We start from the raw sequence: 22,797 nt of genomic DNA, 5'->3' as shown, positions 1-22,797 counted from the left end.
ATGGCGGCGATCCAGGTCGTACGGTCCGAGTGGACCAAGATCCGGTCGGTGGCGTCCACGGTGTGGACGCTCTCCCTCTCCGTGGTCGTCACCGTCGCGCTCGGCATGCTCATCTCGGCGCTGTCCGGGCACGAGTTCGACAACATGAGCCGGCAGGACCGGCTCTCCTTCGACCCGACGTTCATCAGTTTCGCCGGCATGAGCCTCGGTCAGCTCGCCATGATCGTGTTCGGCGTGCTGGTCGTCTCGAACGAGTACAGCACCGGCATGATCCGCACCTCACTGGCCGCAGTCCCCCAGCGCGGCGCGTTCCTGTTCAGCAAGATCGCCGTGGCGACCGGCCTCGCCCTCGCCGTCGGCATGGTCACCAGCTTCGTCGCCTTCTTCCTCGGGCAGGCGATGCTCGGCTCGCACCGGGCCGCCATCGGCGATCCGCACGTCCTGCGCGCCGTGATCGGCGGCGGTGTCTACATGACCCTCATCGCGGTGTTCTCGATGGGCGTCGCCGCGATGCTGCGCTCACCGATGCTGTCGCTGGGCATCCTGATGCCGTTCTTCTTCCTGATCTCCAACATCCTGGGCAACGTCGACGCGACGAAGAAGATCGGCCGGTTCCTGCCCGACCAGGCCGGCAGCAAGATCATGCAGGTGGTCACGCCGATCGACGACGACACTCCCTACGGCCCCTGGGGCGGACTCGGGATCATGGTGCTGTGGGCCCTCGCCGCACTGTTCGGCGGATACGTGTTGCTGAAGAGGCGGGACGCGTGAGCGAAGACGTAAGCGGGGGCTGGTCTTTTACTTCCTCTTGAGCGGAACCGTCAGCGCCTCGATATCCTCCTAACCCTTACGGGGGCGTGTGCCCTGCTGTCCTGATCCTTTCGATGGGTGCGGAGCATGATCGAGGCTGTCGGCCTGACCAAGCGCTACGGCGACAAGACCGCCGTGTACAACCTCTCCTTCCAGGTGCGGCCCGGCGCCGTCACCGGCTTCCTGGGACCCAACGGTTCCGGCAAGTCGACGACGATGCGCATGATCCTCGGCCTGGACAACCCCACCGCGGGGCAGGTGACGATCGGCGGATACCCGTACCCCAGGCTGCCCAACGCTCCCCGCCAGGTGGGTGCCCTGCTCGACGCCAAGGCCGTGCACGGCGGGCGGTCGGCCCGCAACCACCTGCTGTGCCTGGCCCAGCTGTCCGGGATCCCGGCGCGCCGGGTCGACGAGGTACTGGGCGTGGTCGGCCTCCAGGATGTGGCCAGGAGGCGCTCCAAGGGCTTCTCCCTCGGCATGGGGCAGCGCCTGGGCATCGCCGCCGCGCTCCTCGGCGACCCGCAGGTGCTGCTGTTCGACGAGCCGGTCAACGGCCTCGACCCCGAGGGCATCCTCTGGGTGCGCAACCTCATGAAGGCGCTCGCGGCGGAGGGGCGTACGGTCTTCGTCTCCTCCCACCTGATGAGTGAGATGGCTCTCACCGCCGACCAGCTGATCGTGATCGGCCGCGGTCAGCTGCTGGCCGACATGAGCGTCAAGGACTTCATCTCGGCGAACTCGGCCGACTTCGCGCGCGTGCGCACGCCGGACACCGAGCCGCAGCTGCGCGAGAAGCTGACGTCCGCGCTGACCGAGGCGGGCGGGCACGTGCTGCCCGAGCAGGACGGCGCCCTGCGCATCACGGGACTGCCGCTCCCCCGCATCAGCGACATCGCGCACGACAGCGACGTACGACTGTGGGAGCTGTCGCCGCACCAGGCCTCGCTGGAGGAGGCGTACATGCGGATGACGCAGGGAGCCGTCGACTACCGCTCGACGATCGACCAGAAGGCCGGGCTGATGCAGCCCCTGCCGCCCGGTGCGCAGCCGCCGATGCCGGTGCCGGGGCAGGGCCAGCCCGACTGGTACGCCCCGCCGCCGCCCCAGCAGAGCGGCCAGGCCTTCGCGATGCCACAGGGCGGCCCGGGCCCGCAGGGTGCGGCGCCCGCCGGCCCGTACGGCTCCGGGCAGCCCTCTGCGGCCCCCTACGGAGCCCCCGGCGCGCCTGCGGCGGGCCCGGCCAACCCGTACGCCCAGTCGGCGCCCCAGGCGCCCCAGGCCCCCGCGGCCGCCCCCGCCGACCTGACCAAGCCCGAGGACGCCCGATGAGCACGCCCCAGCCCCCGATGCCGCAGACCGCCGCACCCAACTGGCAGGCGGGCGCGCCCGGTTCGTCGTATCCCACCTACACCTCGCCGATCCCCGTCGTGCGCACGCACCTCGGGCACGTGATCGCCTCGGAGTGGACGAAGATCAGGTCGGTGCGCTCCACGATGTGGACGCTCGGCGTGTTCGTGCTGCTCGTCGTCGGCATCGGAATGCTGGTGGCCACGCTGGTCTCCGCCAACGCGGACGAGACCGATCTGTCCGGCGACAACCCGCTGTCCTTCGGTGTCTTCGGGCTGCTGCTGGGCAGCATGTGCATCATCACGCTCGGCGTGCTGACCACGGCGTCGGAGTACGGCACCGGCATGATCCGGACCACGATGACCGCGTGCCCCTCCCGGGGCCGGGTGCTGGCGGCGAAGGCGATCGTGTTCTTCTCGGTGGCGTTCACCGTGACGTTCGTGTCGGTGCTCCTCGTCGCCCTCGCGGACGTGGGCATGCTGGACGGCGCCAAGGAGCCGTCCGGCGGTGAGTGGCTGAAGGGCACGCTCGGCATCTCGCTCTACATCGCGCTGCTCGGCCTGCTCTCGCTCGTCGTCGGCTCGATCATCAGGCACTCGGCGGGCGCCATCACCCTCATGATCGGCCTCGTGCTGGCGCCGCTGGTGATCGCGCTGTTCATGTTCTCGTCGGCGCTGGAGGACCTGCGCCAGGCGCTGTTCGACTACTCGATCCCGAACCAGCTCGGCGCCTTCTACACCACGTCGCTCAGCAACTCGGGCCCGACCGGCTGGGACCCGCTGTGGATCGCCCTGGGAGTGACGGCCGCCGCGTTCGCCGGCGCGGTCGTGCTGCTGCAGAAGCGCGACGTCTAGCCTCTGGCCCCGTTCAGAACCTCGGCGCGTTACGGGACCGCTGCACCCGCGTGGTGCGGCGGTCCTTCGCGTTCCAGCACGCCTTGTGCCAGTGGCGGCGGTCGTCGACGCCCGAGTGCTCCGGCCAGGCCACGACATGCGGGACGCCGGAGGGGATCATCTGCTCGCAGCCGGGGCAGCGGTAGGTCTTGCCCTGCGCGCTGGCGCCCGCGACGTGCCGCACGCTCCACTCCTCGCCCTGCCAGCTCTCCGTCGACTGCCAGCCGCCGTAGCGGCCGGGGCGGTCGTCCTCGGCGCTCCGGCCGGACGAGTCCGACGGGTCGGCTCCCTTGGGTCGGTTGCGACGCGGGGACACGGGACACCTCACGGGGCTATACAGGAAGCACGGGTCCTGTCCAGCCTACGGGGCGCGGACGGGGGTACGCGTAGAGGACAGGTCGGCGCCGGCCCCGCCGCGAGGGCCGATTCTGCAGACAATCCGCAAATCCCTTTGCCAGGCCGTGTCCTCGGCACGTGTCAGACGGTTATGCGGGTGGGGGAGCTCCGCGTCGGGGCCAAGGAAGCAGGAAAAGCGATGCACGTGGGAAGTTTCGTGTTGGCGGCCCAGTTCCCGGGGCAGGGCCAGGGGGAGGCGCTGCACCGCGCGGTCCGCTCGGCCGAGATCGCCGAAGAAGCCGGTCTGGATTCGGTCTGGCTGGCCGAGCACCACTTCGTGCCCTACGGGACCTGCCCGTCGGCGATCACCCTGGCGGCGTTACTGCTCGGCCGCACCCGCCGGATCCGGGTGGGCACGGCGGTGACCGTGCTCCCCACCTCCCACCCGGTGTCGGTCGGCGAGCAGGCCGCGCTGCTGCACATCACCTCCGGCGGGCGCTTCTCGCTGGGCGTGGGGCGGGGCGGGCCGTGGGTCGATCTGGAGGTGTTCGGGTCAGGCATCGAGGCGTACGAGAAGGGGTTCCCGGAATCACTCGATCTGCTGGTTCGCTGGCTGCGCGAGCCGTCGGTCGCGGCGGCCGGGGATCGCTTCGCCTTCCGTGAAGTCCCCGTCGTACCAAGGCCGTCGGAGTCCCTGACGGACACGGCGGGCCCCGAGGTCGTCGTCGCGTGCACCTCGCCGTCGAGCGTACGGACGGCCGCCGAGCGCGGGCTGCCGATGCTCCTCGGGATGCATGTGGGCGACGAGGAGAAGGCCGAGATGGTCGCCCTGTGGCGGCAGTTGGCGCGCGCCGCCGGGCATCCGGCGGACGAGGTCCTCGGCGCGGCCCATGTCTCGGCCGGCGTCTGCCAGATCGCGGACCGGCGTACGGACGCGGTGGAGGCACTGACGAAGGCGATGCCGGGCTGGCTGAAGCAGGGACTCGAAGCACATGTCACGGTCGACGGCCGGAGCCGGCAGATGCGCGACCCGCTCGCCTACACCGAACTGCTCTGCGGGCTGCACCCGGTGGGCACCCCGCGCCTGTGCGCCGACCGGCTCGCGGCGACCAGCGAGCGGACCGGCATCTCCCGCTTCGCGCTGCTCGTCGAGGGCTCGGGGGACCTGGCGGCCACCGAGGAGAATGTACGGCGGCTGGGTGCCGAGGTGCTCCCGCACCTCGGTTGACGGGCCTGCACTGCAAGGAGCTTGCCGCCCCAGTACTGACACACCTCCCGCGTACGGAGCGGCAAGCAAGCGGCCTGCTTCTCAGCAGTCCCGGAACTCCGGGGACTGGTTGAGCAGCTGACTGCGGACCGAGGTGAAGCGGGCCAGCGTCTCGTCGACCGAGGCGTCCAGCGGGAACACCGCCACGCGGTGGCAGTTCTGGAAGGCCAGCCGCACACCGAAGTGCCTTTGCAGCGCTCCGCGTATGGCGTCGCTCGCGAGCGCACGCAGCAGTTGTCCGCGTGCCTGCTCGTCCGGCGGGGGCGTCTGGTTGTCGGCGAAGTTGCCGCCGTCGACCTTCAGCTGGGCCACCAGGGAGCTGATCATCTCCCATGCGTAGGGCAGGGAGGTCCGGACGCAGTCGACGAATTGGGCTTCGTCGACCTCGCCTCGCTCGGCCTTTTCGAGTAGGGCCGGTGAGACGTCGAGCGACATGGGTTCTCCTCTCGCACCCCCGTGGTCGACAGGGGTTGCCGGACAGATAGGGGGGTTCGCGATACCGAACACGCTCAGTACCCGACTCGCGACCTCCCGTTTACTACGGTAAGCAACGGACGGTGACCGCACCACAAAAATGCGTACATGGAGAGCACTCATTGGGCGCACAATCAGCCACAAATGAACAAGGGTTGTCTCGGGTCTTCCGGGACAACAGGGGCGCTCTGCCGACGCGAATCGCGTCGACCCGCACCCGTCGAGTAGCGTTGCCGACCATGCGTCTCGTCATTGCCCGATGCTCCGTCGACTACGCGGGCCGGCTCACCGCCCATCTCCCCTCGGCGCCCCGCCTGATCCTGGTGAAGGCGGACGGCAGCGTGTCGATCCACGCGGACGACCGCGCCTACAAGCCCCTGAACTGGATGTCGCCGCCCTGCACCCTGAAGGAGGGTTCCGGCGACGAGGACGGCGTCTGGACCGTCATCAACAAGGCGGGCGAGAAGCTGATCATCACGATGGAGGAAGTCCTCCACGACTCCTCGCACGAACTGGGTGTGGATCCCGGCCTGATCAAGGACGGCGTGGAAGCACACCTGCAGGAGCTGCTCGCCGACCGCATCGAGACCCTCGGCGACGGTTACACGCTCATCCGCCGCGAGTACATGACGGCCATCGGCCCGGTCGACATCCTGTGCCGGGACGCCGAGGGACGGACCGTCGCGGTCGAGATCAAGCGGCGCGGCGAGATCGACGGCGTGGAGCAGCTCACCCGCTACCTGGAGCTACTGAACCGCGATCCCCATCTCGCCCCGGTCCGCGGCGTCTTCGCGGCCCAGGAGATCAAGCCCCAGGCCCGCGTCCTCGCCACGGACCGCGGCATCGGATGCACGGTGCTGGACTACAACGCCATGAGGGGCATCGAGGACGACAAGCTCCGGCTGTTCTGAAAGACAGCAGGCAAAAAGGCGGTTCTACGACGGTGAGGGCCGGGTCCGTGAGACGGACCCGGCCCTCGTCATCTGCGCGGAACCTCAGATCACGGCGCCGGAACTGGGCGTTCCCGCACTGCTGCTCGTCGGCGCGCTCGCGGAACTGCTCGTCTGGGCCGGGGCGCCGGAGGACGCCGGGGCACTGGACGCCGGTCCGCTGGCCGAGTCGGAGGTGGACGGGCTCGTCGTAGGCGGGTCGGACGGAGACGGCGATGTCGTCGGTGTCGTCGGCGGCGGAGACGACGGCGTGGTCGGAGGCGTCGTCGGCGGCTTGGTCGGCGTCCCCGAGGTGGACGGCTTCGTCGTCGGCGACTTGGACGGCGAGTGCGACGGACCGCCTCCCGAACCCTTCGTGCCGCTCGGGTCGTCGGAGGGCCGCCGGGTGTCGGGCGGCGGTGTCGGGTCGTCGGAGGTGCCGTACGTGCCGTCGGGGCCCGGGTCCGTCGGGCGGCTCGTCGCGGTGCCGGTGTCGCCGGTGCCGCTCTTCGGCTTGTCGGCGCCCAGGCTGCCGTCCTCGGCGCCCTGGCTGGCTGACGGGTTGACGCCGACCTTGTCGGACGGGTTGTTGGCGTCGTTGTTCGAGGTCGCGCCGAGCGTCACAACCGTGCCGAGCACGGCGGCGAGCAGCGCGCCCGCACCGGCCGCGACGAGGTTGCGCCGGGCCAGGCCCCGGATGCCGGCCCGGTAGGGCTTGGGCGTCGGGCCGGACATGCCCCGGTGGACGACCAGGGTCGAGGCGTCACCGGGCGGCGGCCCGCCCGGCAGCGCGGCCGGGATTCCCCGGGGCGGCGACTGCGACTCCTCGTAGCGCGCGTCCGGGACCTCCTCGCCCGCTGTCGAGCCGAGCCCCGGCGTCGTGCCGGAGCGGTCGGCGACCAGGGCGAGGGCGCGGCGGCCCGCCACGGTGCCGCGCTTGTCGGCGAGTGCCCCGCGCAGGCCGATGGAGGTCTCCAGCTCGGCGCGGGCCCGGTCGAGCTGTCCGCCGCAGATCGCGAGGATGCCCAACTCGTGGTGGAAGTAGGCCTGTTCGGACACCTCGCCGGCGAGCCGGGAGGCCTCGGCGCCGAGCCGCAGTGTCCGCTCCCAGGCGTTCCAGTGCAGACCCGCGGCGAAGGCCGGCGCCGCCGTGCGGGCCAGCTGCACGGTGACGCTCTCCTCGCCCTCGGCCGGCGCCGTCGTGCCCGGCACCAGGACGTCGAGGGCGGCGAGCAGGGCGTCGGCCTCGGCGCACACGCGCTCCGGGGTGACCGACGGGTGCCCGGCCCACCAGGCGTAGTGCTGGGCGGCGGACAGGGCCCGTGCGTCGACGTCGTCGACGTATCCGGCGGCCACGAGCTGGGTGAGGACCCCGGCCGCGAGCCGGTAGCGGGAGCCGACGGGGGAGACCAGACCGCAGGAGGCCAGTTCGCCGAGGGCGGCGTCGGCGTGGGTGTCGCCGACCAGCGCGGGCAGATGGGCCTGGTGCGGCACCTCACCGCCGAGCGCGACGGCGAACCGCAGGGTGGCACGCGCCGAGTCGCTGAGCCGCGAGGCCAGCAGCGGGGCGGGGGCCGCGGCCTCGCCGAGTGACGGCAGGGGTACGTCTGCGTCGTCCTCGCCGTCGAGGGACGTCTCGAACAGTGTGCCGGAGGGGGCGTCGGCGGGAACCGCGTCCTGGAAGACGCCGAACTCGTCGACGGCGTCGGCCCGGGAGCGCTGCTCGTCGCGCTGGCGCAGCAGGGCACCGGCCTGGACGAAGCGCAGGGGCAGGCCCTCGGACTCGAACCAGAGGTCACCGGTCCAGTTGGCCTCCTCCTCGGTGAGGACACGGCCGACGGCTCGCTCGATGAGCTCCACGCCGCCCGCGCGGTCGAGACCGCCGAGGAAGACCTCCTCTAGGGCCGAGTCGGCGGAGGGCGCGGGCACCTCGGGCGTCGTGCCGATCACGAAGGCGCACTCGGGCGTCGCGTCGAGCAGCTCGTCCAGTCCGGCGCCGCCGAACTCGACGTCGTCCAGGACGACGACCGCGCCGATGTCACGGACCAGCGCGAGCAGTTCGTCCTGTTCCGGACGGTGCAGGGGTGCGTGGTAGACGGCGTAGAAGAGGTCGTGGAGCAGGTCGATCGCCGTGCGGTGGAAGCCGCTCAGGCGGACGACGCCGTCGGGGGCGAGGTCCGCGCAGTCCTCGGCGACGAGGTCGAGGAGGCTGGTGCGGCCGGAGCCGGCGGGGCCGGTGAGGCGCACGGAGCGGCCGCGGGCGAGGAGCCGCACCAGGCGCTCGCGCTCCTCCTGGCGCGCCAGGAGCGACAGCGACCGCTGGGCCGGGCCCGGCGGAACGGGCGGCCTGGCGGTGCGGTCCACCTCGGCCCGCTCGGCCGTCGTGTACTTCTCGGGCCGCCCCGGGCGCTCGCCCGGCGGGCAGGCCTCTATCTCGCTGCCGTCGACGGGGTTGACGGTGAGCAGGTAGTCGCCCGTGACGAGTTGCACCGTGCGTGCGAGTGCGGGCGTGTGCTGTCCGAAGTCCGGCGTGAGGGGGTCCCTGGGCGGGCGCTGGCGCGACGAGCTGCCGCCCCCGCTGTCGAATGCACCCGAGCGGGAGGTGCCCCCATCGTCGTGGCCGTACTCCTCGGGTCCCCGGCTGTTCGGGTCCATAGGTTTCAAGCCCCCCAAAAGCGTCGTGTGTGCCTTGAGCCCCTCCCGGCCTTGCTGCACACCGCGCTGTCGCTTCTGGTCCGGGCCCGCTTGCAGGGTTGTCAGGCAGCGGGCGACCGAACCTTAAACCTTCGCTCAGTATCTACGACAGCCCCGGGTACCGCGCCGTGCGTGACGTCACAGTCTCGTGAGGATCGCACGCGACGACCGCTGCGCGGACCTGCGCCGGGACTCCCCCGCCTCCCGGTTAACATCTGTTCGAAGGGGTCACACGCGAGGCAGCGACTCCACGCCGATGCCGCCCTCGATCGCCAGGATCCGGTGCAGCCGGGTGGCCACCAGCAGGCGCTGCATCTGTGGCGGCACCTCGCGCAGCACCAGACGCCGGCCGCAGCGGCCGGCCCGCCGGTGGACACCCATGATCACCCCGAGCCCGGTGGCGTCCCAGGAGTCCAGTCCGGACAGGTCGAGCACCAGGTCGCCGACTCCGTCGTCGACGGCCGAGTGCAGGACCGTACGGGCGTCCGCCGCGCTGCGGACGTCGAGGCGGCCCCCGACGACCAGCTCGACGTGGTCGCCCCTGATGTACATATGCGCTCCCCGAGAGTGCGGTGGCGTACTCCGTGACGGTGGCTGTGCAAGGTCTGACTGCTTCAGCGGCGACGAGGTTGCCGTCTGTGAGCGAACCGATACCGAATTCACCCCCGCGGGTGATACTCGCGGGGTCTGTGCGATGTCAGTGGCTGTACGTACTGGTGTTTCAGTACGTGTAGAAGCCCTGCCCGCTCTTGCGTCCGATGTCACCGGCATCAACCATCCGGCGCATCAGCTCGGGCGGCGCGAACTTCTCGTCCTGCGACTCGGTGTAGATGTTGCCGGTGGCGTGCAGCAGGATGTCGACGCCGGTCAGGTCCGCCGTGGCCAGCGGACCCATCGCGTGACCGAATCCGAGCTTGCAGGCGAGGTCGATGTCCTCGGCGCTCGCCACGCCCGACTCGTAGAGCTTGGTCGCCTCGACGACGAGCGCCGAGATGAGACGGGTCGTCACGAAGCCGGCGACGTCGCGGTTGACGACGATGCAGGTCTTGCCGACCGACTCGGCGAACTCCCGCGCGGTGGCGAGGGTTTCGTCGCTCGTCTTGTAGCCGCGGACGAGCTCGACGAGCTGCATCATCGGCACCGGCGAGAAGAAGTGGACGCCGACGACCCGCTCGGGGTGCGCGGTGGCCGCCGCGATCTTGGTGATCGGGATCGCGGAGGTGTTGGAGGCGAGCACGGTGTCCGGGCGCACGATCTTGTCGAGCGCGCGGAAGATCTCGTGCTTGACCTCCAGCTTCTCGAAGACGGCCTCCACGACCACGTCCGCGTCGGCTGCGGCGTCGAGGTCGGTGGTCGCGGTGATGCGGCCGAGGGCGGCGTCGGCGTCGTGCGCCTCCAGCTTCCCCTTGCTGACGAACTTGTCGTACGAGGCCTTGATGCCGTCGGTGCCACGCGTGAGCGCTTCGTCGGTGACATCCCGCAGAACGACGTCCCAACCCGCCTGGGCAGAGACCTGGGCGATACCGGAACCCATCAAGCCGGCGCCGATGACGGCAAGCTTCCGTGCCACTGTTGCGACTCCCCTGTGAAACGCCTTACACCCTTTTCAGGTTGCCTCTTCGGCGGACCTTAGCGCTCGTGCGGTGCTGTGTGACCGGTAAGTAATGCGCGTCACGTCTCATCTGACGGACATCACACCGGCGCGGGTCATTCCGTGCCTCGGACGGCCTAGTTGGGCGCCTTCACGCCCCACAACACCCCGATGCCGTCGAGGAGGAGGGGTACCTCTCGTGACACTTTGCGCGGATTGCGCCCGGCCGAGCTGACCCACGATCAGGGTGCCGCATCCCATCGTCGGCGGCGTCGCCGCTCACCTCGCGCAGGGTCCGTTCGAGATTGGCCGGAACCTCCTGCCGAGCTGCCCGCCCACCCGGTGTGCCCCGGGTCCCACGGCGCGGGCCGTGACAGTGGGCACACGCGGGTGGCGGACGGCCGGAGCGTAACTACGCTGGCCACATGGTCAATCTGACGCGCATCTACACCAGGACCGGCGACCGGGGCACCACCGCCCTCGGCGACATGAGCCGGGTCGCCAAGACCGATCTGCGGATCTCCGCGTACGCCGACGCCAACGAGGCGAACGCGGTGATCGGCACGGCGATCGCGCTGGGCGGCCTGGACGAGGAGGTCGTCGAGGTCCTCACCCGCGTCCAGAACGACCTGTTCGACGTGGGTGCGGACCTGTCGACGCCGGTGGTGGAGAAGCCCGAGTTCCCGCCGCTGCGGGTCGAGCAGTTCTACGTCGACAAGCTGGAGGCGGACTGCGACCGCTTCAACGAGCGGCTGGAGAAGCTGCGGTCCTTCATCCTGCCGGGCGGCACCCCGGGCGCGGCCCTGCTCCACCAGGCCTGCACGGTCGTACGCCGGGCCGAGCGCTCCACGTGGGCGGCGCTGGAGGTCCACGGCGAGCTGATGAACCCGCTGACCGCGACCTACCTCAACCGGCTCTCCGACCTGCTGTTCATCCTGGCCCGTACCGCCAACAAGGACACCGGCGACGTCCTGTGGGTGCCGGGCGGGGAGCGCTGAGCCGCAGCGCTCCCGCCCCCTACCCTCGCCCCTCCCTCGCTCATCGTCCGGTCGGTGTACGGTCCTCCTCCGGGCGGGCGGCAGCGGCCTTCGGCTGCTTCTTCGGCCAGATCAGATACGTGAGCGCGATCAGCCCGTGGATGCCGAGGGCCCGCAGCGACACCCACTGGAAGGTGCGCAGCGTCGAGGTGTCGCCGTCGCCGACGTACCGGATCGCGGCCTGCAGTAGTGCGCAGGCGACGGCGGCCGCGAGGAGAGTGCGCAGCCACAGGGCGCCCTCGTGACGGGCGCGCGCCATGCCGTAGCGCGGCGGCCGGGGCAGACGCGGGGCGCCTGCCAGGCGATGGGCCGCGTGACCGTCCAGCCAGCGGATCGTGTAGTGGCCGTACGCCACGGTGTAGCCGATGTAGAGCGCGGCGAGGCCGTGTTCCCAGCCGGGTTCGGCGCCGTTTCTGAGGTCCACCGCCGTCACCACGAACAGGACGACCTCCAGCACCGGCTCGCACAACAGCAGCGCCACGCCGGTGCGCCGCCACTTCAGCAGATAGCGGACGGCCAGCCCGGCCGCCAGCAGCACCCAGAACCCGACCTCGCACGCGACGATCAGCCCGACGACCACGACCCGCTCCCTCCCTCGTCCTTCCAGGCTCCCGGCCGGGCGGGGCCTTTCCGTCGTCGCCGGTGACGAGGTCGCGGTACATCGAAGGATGCAGTTCCGGACCCTCCCCGGGGATCAGGTGCGTGGCGGGCGGTGCGTGTTGGATGGAGCCATGGCCCTGCGACTCCCCCGCCCGCACCGTTTCGACGTGTACGTCGCCGTCGGCGGGCTGCTCGGTGGCCTGCTGCTGGTGGGCATAGGCCTCGGTACCCGGACGTCCCGCGATCCGATCACGCTCTTCGACGGTCCCTGGCCGGTCCTGCCGCCGCTCGTCGTGATGGCCTGCTGCGAGCTGGTGCGCCGGACCGCCCCGCGCACGGCCCTGCTGGCCGGGACGGCCGCGATCTGCGCCGACCTCGTGACCCGGGGGAACCTGGCCACGATCCTGATGTTCACCGACCTCGTGTACGCCGCCGTCCTGTACGGCCCGCCCGCCTCGGCCCGCCGCATCCCCTGGATCACCGGGCTGCTCACGGTGGCCGGGACGCTGGTGCCGTTCGCGGTGTGGCGCGTACCGCAGGCGCTGCTGATCGGCGTGGTGATCGGCATCGTCTCGTTCGCGCCCGCGGCCACCGGCTGGATCGTCCGCGACCACCGCGACGCGGCCGACGCCGCCCGGCTGCGCGCCGAACAGACCGCGCTGCTCGCCGAGATGGACCGCACCCAGGCGGTCCTGGCCGAACGGGCGCGGATGGCCCGGGAACTGCACGACATGGTCGCCAACCATCTCTCCGCGATCGCCATCCACTCCACGGCCGCGCTGTCGATCGACAGACCGGGGACCTCGAAGGACGCCCTGTCGGTGATCCGGGAGAACAGCGTGGCCGGGCTCGCCGAGATGCGGCGGCTCATCGGCCTGCTGCGGGACGGCGGTGACAGCGAGCCGGCCGCCGTGCCCACACTGGACGGGATCGGCGCTCTCGTCGACGGCGCCCGCGCCAACGGCCTCGACGTGCACCTCGACACCGACCACGGCCAGGTCCCGGCCCCCGTCGAACTCGCCGCCTACCGCATCGTCCAGGAGTCCCTGACCAACGCCCTCAAACACGCCTTCCCGGGCCCGGTCGCCGTGGCCCTCGTCCAGTGCGACGGCGTGCTCGATGTCCGCGTGACCAGCGCTTACGGTCACCGGGACGGCCCGCGGGCCCCCGGTTCGGGCGCCGGGCTTGTCGGCATGAGGGAGCGGGTCGCGCTGCTGGGCGGCACGTTCGAGGCCGGTCCGCAGAGCGCACTGTGGGCCGTGCACGCCACCCTTCCCGTGACCGAAGGAGACCCCGAATGATTCGCGTGCTGGTCGCCGAGGACCAGTCCGCCGTCCGTGCCGGGCTCGTCCTGATCCTGGGCAGCGCGCCCGACATCGAGGTGGTGGGCGAGGCTGCGGACGGCGAGCAGGCGGTGTCCCTGGCCAGGGAGTTGAGCCCAGACCTGGTCCTGATGGACGTTCAGATGCCGCGCCTGGACGGGGTGTCGGCGACCCGGCAGGTGGTGGCCGAGGAGCTGGCCGACGTCCTCGTCCTCACCACCTTCGACCTCGACGAGTACGTCTTCGGGGCACTGCGCGCGGGCGCCGCCGGATTCCTGCTCAAGAACACCGAAGCGAAGGACCTGTTGGAGGCGGTGCGGACCGTCGCGCGCGGCGAGGGTCTGATCGCTCCGGCCGTCACCCGCCGGCTGATCGCCGAGTTCGCCGCCAAGCCCGTACGCGAACCGACCGCGGACCCGGCCGTCCTCGACGGCCTCACCCGTCGCGAACGCGAGGTGCTGTCCCGCCTCGGCGAGGGCCTGTCCAACGCCGAGATCGCCGCCCGTCTCGACATGGCGGAGGCGACGGTGAAGACGCACGTCAGCCGTCTCCTCGGGAAGCTGGAGCTGCGCAGCCGGGTCCAAGCGGCGGTACTGGCGCAGGAATTGGGGATCTGAGCGCGCCCGAAGGGTAGTGGTCCAGACCTCTTGACCGATGGTCCAGACCTTTCTATTCTCGCGGCACCGTGGGCGTGAAGGCTCAGTCGCGCCCCCACCGCTTCTTGAAAAGAGGAGGCGCAGCATGCGCTTCAGACACAGAGCTACGGCAGGGCTGGCGACCCTGCTGCTCCCACTGGCCGGTCTGGTCGGCCTCGGGAGCCCCGCCCAGGCCGCGGCAGACTCTTCCGGCGCCACGGCGACCTACGCCAAGACCCAGGACTGGGGCACCGGCTTCGAAGGCAGATGGACGGTGAAGAACACCGGTACCACCGCAGTCAGTTCCTGGACGATCGAGTGGGACTTCCCCTCCGGTACGTCCGTCACCTCGGCCTGGGACGCCGACGTCACGTCCTCCGGCACCCACTGGACCGCCAGGAACAAGTCCTACAACGGCTCGATCGCCCCCGGCGCCTCCGTCTCCTTCGGCTTCAACGGCGCGGGCACCGGCTCCCCCGCCAACTGCAAGCTGAACGGCGACAGTTGTGACGGCACGACGGTCCCGGGCGACGCGGCACCCTCCGCACCGGGCACCCCCACCGCCTCCGGCATCACCGACACGTCCGTGAGGCTCGGCTGGTCGGCCGCCACCGACGACAAGGGCATCAAGAACTACGACGTCCTGCGCGACGGCGCCAAGGTCGCCACGGTGACGACGACCTCGTACACCGACACCGGCCTGAGCGCCGGCAGCGACTACTCCTACACCGTCCGGGCCCGTGACAGCGCCGACCAGACCGGCCCGGCGAGCGGCGCGGTCGCCGTGCACACCACGGGCGGCACCACCGACCCGCCCCCGGCCGGCGGCAAGGTCAAGCTCGGCTACTTCACCGAGTGGGGCATCTACGGCCGGGGCTACAACGTCAAGAACCTGGTGACGTCCGGCTCCGCATCGAAGATCACGCACATCAACTACGCCTTCGGCAACGTCACCGGCGGCAAGTGCGCGATCGGCGACTCCTACGCCGACTACGACAAGGCCTTCACCGCCGACCAGTCCGTCAGCGGCGTCGCGGACACCTGGGACCAGCCGCTGCGCGGCAACTTCAACCAGTTGCGCGAGCTCAAGGCCAAGTACCCGAACATCAAGGTGCTGTGGTCCTTCGGCGGCTGGACCTGGTCCGGCGGCTTCGGCGAGGCGGCCAAGAACCCGGCGGCCTTCGCGCAGTCCTGCTACGACCTGGTCGAGGACCCGCGCTGGGCCGACGTCTTCGACGGCATCGACATCGACTGGGAGTACCCGAACGCCTGCGGCCTGAGCTGCGACACCAGCGGGGCCGCGGCCTACAAGAACCTGATGCAGGCCCTGCGCGCCAAGTTCGGCGCGAACAACCTGGTCACCGCCGCCACCACGGCCGACGGCACCTCCGGCGGCAAGATCGACGCCGCCGACTACGCGGGCGCCGCCCAGTACGTCGACTGGTACAACGTGATGACGTACGACTTCTTCGGCGCCTTCGACGCGGACGGCCCGACCGCCCCGCACTCGCCGCTCACCTCCTACGCAGGCATCCCGACCCCCGGCTTCACCACGGCCGACGCGATCGCCAAGTACAAGGCGAAGGGCGTCCCCGCGAGCAAGCTGCTCATCGGCATCGGCTTCTACGGCCGCGGCTGGACGGGCGTGACCCAGGACGCCCCGGGCGGCACCGCCACGGGTCCGGCAGCGGGGACGTACGAGCAGGGCATCGAGGACTACAAGGTCCTCAAGACGTCCTGCCCGGCCACCGGGACCATCGCCGGCACGGCCTACGCGCACTGCGGCAGCAACTGGTGGTCGTACGACACCCCGTCGACGATCACCGGAAAGATGAGCTGGGCCAAGTCCCAGGGCCTCGGCGGCGCGTTCTTCTGGGAGTTCAGCGGCGACACCGGCAACGGCGAGCTGGTGAGCGCCATCAACAGCGGGCTGCGGTAGGCCCGTCAGTCACCATTGACGCTCCCCCGGACTTCGTCCGGGGGACCCCCGCCCAACGAGTGGATGAGGCTACGCCACATTCACTCGTTGTCCGGGCGGGGCTGCCTCCAGCCAGGCGAGGAACCCGGTCAGCGCGTCGTCGCTCATGGCGAGTTCGAGGCGCGTGCCCCGGTGCAGACAGGTCAGGATGACCGCGTCGGAGAGGAGGGCCAGCTCCTCCTCACCTTCCGGGAGACGGCGGCCGGCGACCTCGATGGCGGCGCGTTCCAGGACACGGCGTGGGCGGTAGGCGTAGGAGAAGACGCGGTACCACTCGATGCGGTCGCCGTTGTAGCGGGCGACACCGTAGCTCCAGCCTTTTCCGTTCGTGTCGGATTTCTCCGGGACGTCCCAGCGCAGCGAACAGTCGAAGGTGCCCCCGGAGCGCTGGATCAGTCTGCGGCGCAGGCCGAAGACGAACAGCGCCAGCACCACAAGGGCGACAACGACTCCGCACACAGTCAGAGCGAGGACCATCGACACCGACCTCCTCGTCTCCTAGGTACCGAAATAGGTAACGGAACGGAAAAAACACCTATATCTGCCTCAGCCGCGGCCGGCTCCGGATTGCTCCGGTGCCGGCCGCGGCTGAGTGACGTCATGCAGCTCTGCGCGGGTTCAGCTCGTCGTCGCCGCACGCAGTCGTACGTCCGCGCGACGCTCGGCGGCGGCGTCGCCCTCCGCCTTCGCGCGCTCGAGCTCGCGCTCCACGCGCTGGACGTCGATCTCGTCGGACAGCTCGGCGATCTCGGCCAGCAGCGACAGCTTGTCGTCCGCGAACGAGATGAAACCGCCGTGCACCGCGGCGATGACGGTTCCGCCATCACTCGTACGGATGGTCACCGGGCCCGACTCCAGCACACCTAGCAGCGGCTGGTGACCGGGCATGACGCCGATGTCGCCGGACGTGGTGCGCGCGACGACCAGAGTGGCCTCGCCGGACCAGACCTCTCGGTCGGCCGCGACCAGCGCGACGTGCAGCTCAGCAGCCAAGGTGGCTCCTCGGGTCACCACCCGGCTGTTCGGCCGGGTGTTGGTTACAAGTCTAGTGGGCGTGGAAGAGGGGGCGGGACGAGCCCCGCCCCCTCAGACGAACTCAGCGGTCCGAGTTCAGGAGACGCCCAGCTCCTTGGCGTTGGCCTTGAGGTCCTCAATGCCACCGCACAGGAAGAACGCCTGCTCCGGGAAGTGGTCGTACTCGCCGTCGCAGATCGCGTTGAACGCGGTGATCGACTCGTCCAGCGGAACGTCCGACCCGTCGACGCCGGTGAACTGCTTGGCGACGTGGGTGTTCTGGGACAGGAAGCGCTCCACGCGACGGGCACGGTGGACGGTGAGCTTGTCCTCCTCGCCCAGCTCGTCGATACCGAGGATCGCGATGATGTCCTGCAGGTCCTTGTACTTCTGGAGGACCGTCTTGACGCGCATCGCGGTGTTGTAGTGGTCCGCCGCGATGTAGCGGGGGTCCAGGATCCGGGACGTGGAGTCCAGCGGGTCCACGGCCGGGTAGATGCCCTTCTCGGAGATCGGACGGGACAGAACCGTCGTCGCATCGAGGTGGGCGAAGGTGGTGGCCGGGGCCGGGTCGGTCAGGTCGTCCGCGGGGACGTAGATCGCCTGCATCGAGGTGATCGAGTGACCACGGGTCGAGGTGATGCGCTCCTGGAGGAGACCCATCTCGTCGGCCAGGTTCGGCTGGTAACCCACCGCGGAGGGCATACGGCCGAGCAGGGTCGAGACCTCGGAACCGGCCTGCGTGAAGCGGAAGATGTTGTCGATGAAGAACAGCACGTCCTGCTTCTGCACATCGCGGAAGTACTCCGCCATGGTCAGACCCGCGAGGGCCACGCGCAGACGGGTGCCCGGGGGCTCGTCCATCTGACCGAAGACCAGGGCGGTCTTGTCGATGACGCCCGAGTCCGCCATCTCCTCGATGAGGTCGTTGCCCTCACGAGTGCGCTCGCCGACACCGGCGAACACGGAGACACCGTCGTGGTTGTTGGCGACGCGGTAGATCATCTCCTGGATGAGCACCGTCTTGCCGACGCCGGCACCGCCGAACAGGCCGATCTTTCCACCCTTGACGTACGGGGTGAGGAGGTCGATGACCTTGACGCCGGTCTCGAACATCTCGGTCTTCGACTCGAGCTCGTCGAAGCGCGGGGCCTTGCGGTGGATGGACCAGCGCTCGCCCTCGTACTGCTCGTCGACGTTCAGCACCTCACCGAGGGTGTTGAACACCTTGCCCTTGGTGAAGTCGCCGACCGGGACGGTGATGCCCGTGCCGGTGTCGGTGACGGTGGCCTGGCGGACCAGACCGTCGGTGGGCTGCATGGAGATGGTGCGGACCAGGCCGTCACCCAGGTGCTGGGCGACCTCCAGGGTCAGCGTCTTCTTCTCGCCCTCGTTCGCCGGGTCGGCGACCTCTACGTGCAGGGCGTTGTAGATGTCCGGCATCGCGTCGACGGGGAACTCCACGTCGACGACCGGGCCGATGACCCGGGCGACGCGGCCCGTGGCAACGGCCGTCTCAACTGTCGTCGTCATTACCTGTCACTCCCCGCGGTCGCGTCGGCCAGGGCTGCGGAGCCACCGACGATCTCGCTGATTTCCTGGGTGATTTCGGCCTGGCGGGCCGCGTTGGCAAGTCGGGAGAGCGTGGTGATGAGCTCTCCCGCGTTGTCGGTGGCCGACTTCATCGCACGGCGCGTGGCGGCGTGCTTGGAGGCGGCCGACTGAAGCAGCGCGTTGTAGATACGGCTCTCGACGTAGCGCGGCAGCAGGGCGTCGAGGACGTCCTCGGCCGACGGCTCGAAGTCGTACAGCGGAAGGATCTCGCCCTTGGGGGCTGCCTCCTTCGCCACCTCTTCGAGGCTGAGCGGCAGCAGACGGTCGTCGAGCGCCGTCTGCGTCATCATCGACACGAACTCGGTGAAGACGATGTGGAGTTCATCCACACCACCCTCGGCCGTCTCGGTCTCGATGGCCTCGATCAGCGGACCCGCGACCTTCTTGGCGTCCGCGTACGTGGGCTCGTCGGTGAAGCCCGACCACGACTCCACGACCTTGCGCTCGCGGAAGTTGTAGTGGGCCAGACCGCGGCGGCCGACGATGTACGTGTCGACCTCCTTGCCCTCCGCCTCAAGGCGCGCCGTCAGCTGCTCGGCGACCTTGATGGCGTTGGAGTTGAAGGCGCCGGCCAGTCCGCGGTCGCTCGTGAGGAGCAGCACGGCGGACCGGGTGACCGTCTCGGCCTGCGTGGTCAGCGCGTGCTTCGTGTTCGAACCGGTTCCGACCGCCGTGACCGCGCGGGTGAGCTCGGTCGCGTACGGCGTGGAGGCCGCCACCTTGCGCTGCGCCTTGACGACGCGCGAGGCGGCGATCATCTCCATCGCCTTGGTGATCTTCTTGGTCGCGGTGACGGATCGGATGCGACGCTTGTAGACCCGGAGCTGGGCTCCCATGAGTCAGGTCCCTTCCTTACGTCACTTGGCCGCGGCCGGGGCGTCCTCGCCGAGAAGCTTGCCGTCCGAGGTCTCGAACTGCTTCTTGAACTCGGCGATCGCGTCGGCAACAGCGGTGAGGGTGTCGTCCGACATCTTGCCGCCCTCCTTGATGGAGGTCATGAGGCCCTGCTCCTTGCGGTGCAGGTACTCCAGCAGCTCCTTCTCGAAGCGGCGGATGTCGGCGACCGGGACGTCGTCCATCTTGCCGGTGGTACCGGCCCACACGGAGACGACCTGGTTCTCGGTCGGCATCGGCTGGTACTGCGCCTGCTTCAGCAGCTCGACCAGGCGCTGACCGCGCTCCAGCTGCGACTTCGACGCGGCGTCCAGGTCGGAACCGAAGGCGGCGAACGCCTCCAGCTCACGGTACTGGGCGAGGTCGAGGCGGAGGCGGCCGGAGACCTGCTTCATCGCCTTGTGCTGCGCGGAACCACCGACTCGGGAGACGGAGATACCGACGTTCAGCGCGGGGCGCTGACCGGCGTTGAAGAGGTCCGACTCCAGGAAGCACTGGCCGTCGGTGATGGAGATGACGTTGGTCGGGATGAACGCGGAGACGTCGTTGGCCTTCGTCTCGACGATCGGCAGACCCGTCATCGAACCGGCACCCAGCTCGTCCGAGAGCTTCGCGCAGCGCTCCAGCAGACGGGAGTGCAGGTAGAAGACGTCACCCGGGTAGGCCTCACGGCCCGGCGGGCGGCGCAGCAGCAGGGACACGGCGCGGTAGGCGTCGGCCTGCTTCGAGAGGTCGTCGAAGATGATGAGGACGTGCTTGCCCTCGTACATCCACTGCTGGCCGATGGCCGAACCGGTGTACGGCGCCAGGTACTTGAAGCCGGCCGGGTCGGACGCCGGGGCGGCGACGATGGTCGTGTACTCCAGCGCGCCGGCCTCTTCGAGGGCACCACGCACGGAGGCGATGGTCGAGCCCTTCTGGCCGATGGCGACGTAGACGCAGCGGACCTGCTTCTTCGGGTCGCCCGAGCGCCAGTTGTCACGCTGGTTGATGATCGTGTCGACGGCCAGGGCGGTCTTGCCGGTCTGACGGTCACCGATGATCAGCTGACGCTGGCCACGGCCGATCGGGGTCATCGCGTCGACGGCCTTGTAGCCGGTCTCCATCGGCTCGTGCACCGACTTACGGGCCATGACGCCCGGAGCCTGCAGCTCAAGGGCGCGGCGGCCGGTGGTCTCGATCTCGCCGAGGCCGTCGATCGGGTTGCCGAGCGGGTCGACCACGCGGCCGAGGTAGCCCTCGCCGACTGCCACGGAGAGCACCTCACCGGTGCGCTGCACCGGCTGACCCTCCTCGATGCCGCTGAACTCACCGAGGACGATGGCACCGATCTCGCGCTCTTCGAGGTTGAGCGCAAGACCGAGGGTGCCGTCCTCGAACTTCAGCAGTTCGTTGGCCATGGCCGAGGGCAGGCCCTCGACCTTCGCGATGCCGTCGCCGGCAAGGGTGACCGTACCGACCTCCTCGCGCGAGGCCGCGTCCGGCTTGTACGACTGGACGAAGTTCTCCAGCGCGTCCCGGATCTCCTCCGGCCGGATCGTGAGCTCCGCCATCTGGGTTCCCTGCTCTCCTTGTTGGGCCCGAAGTTTCAACTTGGGGGTCTGGGGGCGACCCCCAGGAATCCTCTGCACGGCCCAACCGGGCCGTAGGTACGTACTGCGGTACTGCTGTGCTGCTGTTCTGCTTGTGAGGTTGCTGCTAGCCCGCCAGTCGGCGGCCGGCGTCCTCGATGCGGTCCGCGATCGAGCCGTTGATGACCTCGTCGCCGACCTGCACCCGGATCCCGCCGAGGACCTCGGGGTCCACGTCGATGTTGAGGTGCATCTTGTGGCCGTAGAGCTTCGCGAGAGCGGCGCCCAGGCGCTGCTTCTGCGAGTCACTCAGCGGCACCGCCGAGGTGACGACGGCGACCAGACGCTCCCGGCGCTCGGCGGCGAGCTTGGACAGGGACTCCAGTCCCGACTCCAGGCTACGTCCCCGCGGAGCGGTGACAAGGCGCGTCACAAGACGCTCGGTCGTCGCGGCGGCCCGCCCGCCGAGCAGCCGGTGCAGCAGCTCGACCTTGGCGGTGGTGGTGGCCTTGCGGTCGGTCAGCGCGGCGCGCAGCTCGGTGTTCGAGGAGACGATCCGGCCGAACCGGAACAGCTCGTCCTCGACGTCGTCGAGCGAGCCCGCCTGCTGGGCCGCGGTGAGCTCGGCGGTGTTCGCCAGCTCCTCCAGCGAGTCCACCAGGTCACGCGACTGCGACCAGCGCGAGCGCACCATGCCGGACACCAGGTCGACGGTCGCCCCGCCGACCTGAGAGCCGAGCAGACGCTGGGCCAGCTCGGCCTTGGCCTCACCGGCCTGCGCCGGGTCGGTCAGGACCCGACGCAGCGACACCTCGCGGTCGAGCAGCGCGGTGACGGCGGCCAGCTCGTCGGCGAGCTGCGTCGCGTCGACGGACGTCGCGTCCGTCAGCGCGTCGAGACGCTCGCGTGCGGCTGCCAGGGCCTCGCGGCTCGCTCCGTTCATCGGGTGGCCTCGGCCTTCTCCTCAAGGTCCTCGAGGAAGCGGTCGATGACACGGCTCTGCCGGGCGTGGTCCTCGAGGGACTCGCCGACGAGCTTGCCGGCCAGCTCGGTCGCGAGGTGACCGACGTCCTGCCGCAGCGCGGACGCGGCGGCCTTGCGGTCTGCCTCGATCTGCGCGTGACCGGCGGCGACGATCTCCTCGCGCTGCCGCTGGCCTTCGGCTCGCATCTCGGTGATGAGCGCGGCACCCTGCTCCTGCGCCTCCTGGCGCAGACGCGCGGCCTCGTGCCGAGCCTCGGCGAGCTGGGCCTTGTACTGCTCAAGGACGCTCTGGGCCTCGACCTGAGCCGCCTCGGCCTTCTCGATGCCACCTTCGATCGCCTCGCGGCGCTCTTCCAGAACCCGGTTGATGCTCGGGAGCAGCTTCTTGGTGAGGAAGAAGAAGACGATGGCGAAAGTGACGAGGCCGATGACCAGCTCGGGGCCCGGCGGGATGAGGGGATTCTGCTCCTCCTCCGCCGCCAGCTGCACCAGCTGTTGTGTCAGCTGCATGTCATCAGTGCCTTTCCCTTAAAGGTTGTGTCGCTCGCCAGCGGCTTACTTGTAGCCGAACACGAACGGCATGACGATGCCGATGAGGGCGAGCGCCTCACAGAAGGCGAAGCCCAGGATCTGGTTGGCGCGGATCAGACCGGCCGCCTCGGGCTGGCGGGCGAGGGCCTGGGTGCCGTTGCCGAAGATGATGCCGATGCCGATGCCGGGGCCGATGGCGGCGAGGCCGTAGCCGACGGAGGCGACGGAGCCGGTGACGGCGGCGAGGGTCTCAGTGGCAGCCATGCTGATTTT

At 69.9% G+C, this 22,797-nt stretch carries 23 protein-coding genes; 9 read left to right on the top strand and 14 right to left on the bottom strand.

Annotated features, from left to right (window positions below; genetic code table 11):
* From ACYUED_RS30535 to ACYUED_RS30525, 3 genes are all read left to right on the top strand, one after another.
* Positions 1-771 (top strand): ABC transporter permease, encoded by a 771-nt coding sequence (locus ACYUED_RS30535; protein WP_491287197.1) that lies wholly within the window; start codon positions 1-3, stop codon positions 769-771.
* Between the two features lie 126 nt (positions 772-897).
* Positions 898-2,142: an ABC transporter ATP-binding protein gene (locus ACYUED_RS30530; protein WP_491287195.1), complete on the top strand. Its 1,245-nt coding sequence runs from the start codon at positions 898-900 to the stop codon at positions 2,140-2,142.
* On the top strand, positions 2,139-3,014 hold the full coding sequence (locus ACYUED_RS30525; RefSeq protein ID WP_491287193.1) for an ABC transporter permease: 876 nt from the start codon (positions 2,139-2,141) through the stop codon (positions 3,012-3,014). The genes ACYUED_RS30530 and ACYUED_RS30525 overlap by 4 nt, the downstream gene beginning before the upstream one ends.
* 13 nt (positions 3,015-3,027) lie before the next feature.
* Here ACYUED_RS30525 and ACYUED_RS30520 read toward each other — a convergent pair whose 3' ends face one another.
* A complete protein-coding gene (locus ACYUED_RS30520) occupies positions 3,028-3,369 on the bottom strand; it encodes an Rv1322 family protein (protein ID WP_266521647.1) in 342 nt (113 codons plus the stop codon).
* 219 nt (positions 3,370-3,588) lie between these two features.
* Between ACYUED_RS30520 and ACYUED_RS30515 the strand changes: the two genes are divergently transcribed.
* A complete protein-coding gene (locus tag ACYUED_RS30515; protein WP_491287190.1) occupies positions 3,589-4,617 on the top strand; it encodes an LLM class flavin-dependent oxidoreductase in 1,029 nt (342 codons plus the stop codon).
* Positions 4,618-4,698: 81 nt separating this feature from the next.
* Here ACYUED_RS30515 and ACYUED_RS30510 read toward each other — a convergent pair whose 3' ends face one another.
* Positions 4,699-5,091, bottom strand: coding sequence for an SCO5389 family protein (locus tag ACYUED_RS30510; protein ID WP_491287188.1), 393 nt, complete (start codon positions 5,089-5,091; stop codon positions 4,699-4,701).
* 278 nt (positions 5,092-5,369) lie between these two features.
* Here ACYUED_RS30510 and nucS point away from each other — a divergent pair, with 278 nt between their 5' ends.
* Positions 5,370-6,041: an endonuclease NucS gene (gene nucS / locus ACYUED_RS30505; protein ID WP_266521641.1), complete on the top strand. Its 672-nt coding sequence runs from the start codon at positions 5,370-5,372 to the stop codon at positions 6,039-6,041.
* 84 nt (positions 6,042-6,125) lie between these two features.
* Here the strand turns inward: nucS and ACYUED_RS30500 are convergent, their stop codons facing one another.
* The 3 genes from ACYUED_RS30500 to ACYUED_RS30490 all read right to left on the bottom strand — a co-directional run bounded on the left by ACYUED_RS30500 (position 6,126) and on the right by ACYUED_RS30490 (position 10,323).
* Positions 6,126-8,714, bottom strand: coding sequence for an ATP-binding protein (locus ACYUED_RS30500; RefSeq protein ID WP_491287186.1), 2,589 nt, complete (start codon positions 8,712-8,714; stop codon positions 6,126-6,128).
* A 267-nt stretch (positions 8,715-8,981) separates the two neighbouring features.
* Positions 8,982-9,305, bottom strand: coding sequence for an STAS domain-containing protein (locus ACYUED_RS30495; RefSeq protein ID WP_491287184.1), 324 nt, complete (start codon positions 9,303-9,305; stop codon positions 8,982-8,984).
* 169 nt (positions 9,306-9,474) lie between these two features.
* Positions 9,475-10,323, bottom strand: coding sequence for a 3-hydroxyacyl-CoA dehydrogenase family protein (locus ACYUED_RS30490; protein WP_266521635.1), 849 nt, complete (start codon positions 10,321-10,323; stop codon positions 9,475-9,477).
* 446 nt (positions 10,324-10,769) lie between these two features.
* Between ACYUED_RS30490 and ACYUED_RS30485 the strand changes: the two genes are divergently transcribed.
* Positions 10,770-11,342, top strand: coding sequence for a cob(I)yrinic acid a,c-diamide adenosyltransferase (locus ACYUED_RS30485; RefSeq protein WP_491287181.1), 573 nt, complete (start codon positions 10,770-10,772; stop codon positions 11,340-11,342).
* Between the two features lie 40 nt (positions 11,343-11,382).
* On the opposite strand, the gene ACYUED_RS30480 is transcribed toward ACYUED_RS30485, so the two are convergent.
* A complete protein-coding gene (locus tag ACYUED_RS30480; RefSeq protein ID WP_491287180.1) occupies positions 11,383-11,961 on the bottom strand; it encodes a hypothetical protein in 579 nt (192 codons plus the stop codon).
* Between the two features lie 151 nt (positions 11,962-12,112).
* Here ACYUED_RS30480 and ACYUED_RS30475 point away from each other — a divergent pair, with 151 nt between their 5' ends.
* From ACYUED_RS30475 to ACYUED_RS30465, 3 genes are all read left to right on the top strand, one after another.
* Positions 12,113-13,282, top strand: a complete 1,170-nt coding sequence (locus tag ACYUED_RS30475; protein WP_491287178.1) for a sensor histidine kinase — start codon at positions 12,113-12,115, stop codon at positions 13,280-13,282.
* Positions 13,279-13,920, top strand: a complete 642-nt coding sequence (locus ACYUED_RS30470; RefSeq protein ID WP_491287176.1) for a response regulator — start codon at positions 13,279-13,281, stop codon at positions 13,918-13,920. The genes ACYUED_RS30475 and ACYUED_RS30470 overlap by 4 nt, the downstream gene beginning before the upstream one ends.
* Before the next feature lie 124 nt (positions 13,921-14,044).
* Positions 14,045-15,877: a glycosyl hydrolase family 18 protein gene (locus ACYUED_RS30465; protein ID WP_491287174.1), complete on the top strand. Its 1,833-nt coding sequence runs from the start codon at positions 14,045-14,047 to the stop codon at positions 15,875-15,877.
* 69 nt (positions 15,878-15,946) lie between these two features.
* Here the strand turns inward: ACYUED_RS30465 and ACYUED_RS30460 are convergent, their stop codons facing one another.
* The 8 genes from ACYUED_RS30460 to atpE form a co-directional block, all read right to left on the bottom strand.
* Positions 15,947-16,393, bottom strand: coding sequence for a DUF2550 domain-containing protein (locus ACYUED_RS30460; RefSeq protein WP_266521618.1), 447 nt, complete (start codon positions 16,391-16,393; stop codon positions 15,947-15,949).
* Positions 16,394-16,534: 141 nt separating this feature from the next.
* Complete coding sequence (locus ACYUED_RS30455; RefSeq protein ID WP_266684855.1) at positions 16,535-16,909, bottom strand: F0F1 ATP synthase subunit epsilon; 375 nt, start codon at positions 16,907-16,909, stop codon at positions 16,535-16,537.
* Between the two features lie 117 nt (positions 16,910-17,026).
* Positions 17,027-18,463, bottom strand: coding sequence for a F0F1 ATP synthase subunit beta (atpD, locus tag ACYUED_RS30450; RefSeq protein WP_266521614.1), 1,437 nt, complete (start codon positions 18,461-18,463; stop codon positions 17,027-17,029).
* Positions 18,463-19,380 carry a F0F1 ATP synthase subunit gamma gene (locus ACYUED_RS30445; RefSeq protein ID WP_266521612.1) on the bottom strand — a complete coding sequence of 306 codons (918 nt, stop codon included), beginning with the start codon at positions 19,378-19,380 and terminating at the stop codon, positions 18,463-18,465. Before ACYUED_RS30445 ends, atpD begins: the two co-directional genes overlap by 1 nt.
* A gap of 21 nt (positions 19,381-19,401) precedes the next feature.
* Complete coding sequence (atpA, locus tag ACYUED_RS30440; protein WP_491287169.1) at positions 19,402-20,991, bottom strand: F0F1 ATP synthase subunit alpha; 1,590 nt, start codon at positions 20,989-20,991, stop codon at positions 19,402-19,404.
* A 145-nt stretch (positions 20,992-21,136) separates the two neighbouring features.
* On the bottom strand, positions 21,137-21,952 hold the full coding sequence (locus ACYUED_RS30435) for a F0F1 ATP synthase subunit delta (protein ID WP_491287167.1): 816 nt from the start codon (positions 21,950-21,952) through the stop codon (positions 21,137-21,139).
* On the bottom strand, positions 21,949-22,497 hold the full coding sequence (locus ACYUED_RS30430) for a F0F1 ATP synthase subunit B (RefSeq protein WP_491294504.1): 549 nt from the start codon (positions 22,495-22,497) through the stop codon (positions 21,949-21,951). The genes ACYUED_RS30435 and ACYUED_RS30430 overlap by 4 nt, the downstream gene beginning before the upstream one ends.
* Before the next feature lie 51 nt (positions 22,498-22,548).
* A complete protein-coding gene (gene atpE, locus ACYUED_RS30425; protein WP_266521606.1) occupies positions 22,549-22,788 on the bottom strand; it encodes an ATP synthase F0 subunit C in 240 nt (79 codons plus the stop codon).
* Positions 22,789-22,797 lie beyond the last annotated feature (9 nt).

The organism is Streptomyces sp. DF42, from assembly GCF_058267695.1.
Note: the sequence above shows the minus strand (reverse complement) of the source record. Positions and strands in the feature narration are given on the sequence as shown.

Excerpts from the sequence above, each read along its gene's own strand:
- ACYUED_RS30535 (WP_491287197.1), top strand. The coding sequence starts at position 1 with ATGGCGGCGATCCAGGTCGTACGGTCCGAGTGGACCAAGATCCGGTCG.
- ACYUED_RS30530 (WP_491287195.1), top strand. The coding sequence starts at position 898 with ATGATCGAGGCTGTCGGCCTGACCAAGCGCTACGGCGACAAGACCGCC.
- ACYUED_RS30525 (WP_491287193.1), top strand. The coding sequence starts at position 2,139 with ATGAGCACGCCCCAGCCCCCGATGCCGCAGACCGCCGCACCCAACTGG.
- ACYUED_RS30515 (WP_491287190.1), top strand. The coding sequence starts at position 3,589 with ATGCACGTGGGAAGTTTCGTGTTGGCGGCCCAGTTCCCGGGGCAGGGC.
- ACYUED_RS30510 (WP_491287188.1), bottom strand. The coding sequence starts at position 5,091 with ATGTCGCTCGACGTCTCACCGGCCCTACTCGAAAAGGCCGAGCGAGGC.
- nucS (WP_266521641.1), top strand. The coding sequence starts at position 5,370 with ATGCGTCTCGTCATTGCCCGATGCTCCGTCGACTACGCGGGCCGGCTC.
- ACYUED_RS30500 (WP_491287186.1), bottom strand. The coding sequence starts at position 8,714 with ATGGACCCGAACAGCCGGGGACCCGAGGAGTACGGCCACGACGATGGG.
- ACYUED_RS30495 (WP_491287184.1), bottom strand. The coding sequence starts at position 9,305 with ATGTACATCAGGGGCGACCACGTCGAGCTGGTCGTCGGGGGCCGCCTC.
- ACYUED_RS30485 (WP_491287181.1), top strand. The coding sequence starts at position 10,770 with ATGGTCAATCTGACGCGCATCTACACCAGGACCGGCGACCGGGGCACC.
- ACYUED_RS30475 (WP_491287178.1), top strand. The coding sequence starts at position 12,113 with ATGGCCCTGCGACTCCCCCGCCCGCACCGTTTCGACGTGTACGTCGCC.
- ACYUED_RS30470 (WP_491287176.1), top strand. The coding sequence starts at position 13,279 with ATGATTCGCGTGCTGGTCGCCGAGGACCAGTCCGCCGTCCGTGCCGGG.
- ACYUED_RS30465 (WP_491287174.1), top strand. The coding sequence starts at position 14,045 with ATGCGCTTCAGACACAGAGCTACGGCAGGGCTGGCGACCCTGCTGCTC.
- ACYUED_RS30460 (WP_266521618.1), bottom strand. The coding sequence starts at position 16,393 with ATGGTCCTCGCTCTGACTGTGTGCGGAGTCGTTGTCGCCCTTGTGGTG.
- atpD (WP_266521614.1), bottom strand. The coding sequence starts at position 18,463 with ATGACGACGACAGTTGAGACGGCCGTTGCCACGGGCCGCGTCGCCCGG.
- ACYUED_RS30445 (WP_266521612.1), bottom strand. The coding sequence starts at position 19,380 with ATGGGAGCCCAGCTCCGGGTCTACAAGCGTCGCATCCGATCCGTCACC.
- atpA (WP_491287169.1), bottom strand. The coding sequence starts at position 20,991 with ATGGCGGAGCTCACGATCCGGCCGGAGGAGATCCGGGACGCGCTGGAG.
- ACYUED_RS30435 (WP_491287167.1), bottom strand. The coding sequence starts at position 21,952 with ATGAACGGAGCGAGCCGCGAGGCCCTGGCAGCCGCACGCGAGCGTCTC.
- atpE (WP_266521606.1), bottom strand. The coding sequence starts at position 22,788 with ATGGCTGCCACTGAGACCCTCGCCGCCGTCACCGGCTCCGTCGCCTCC.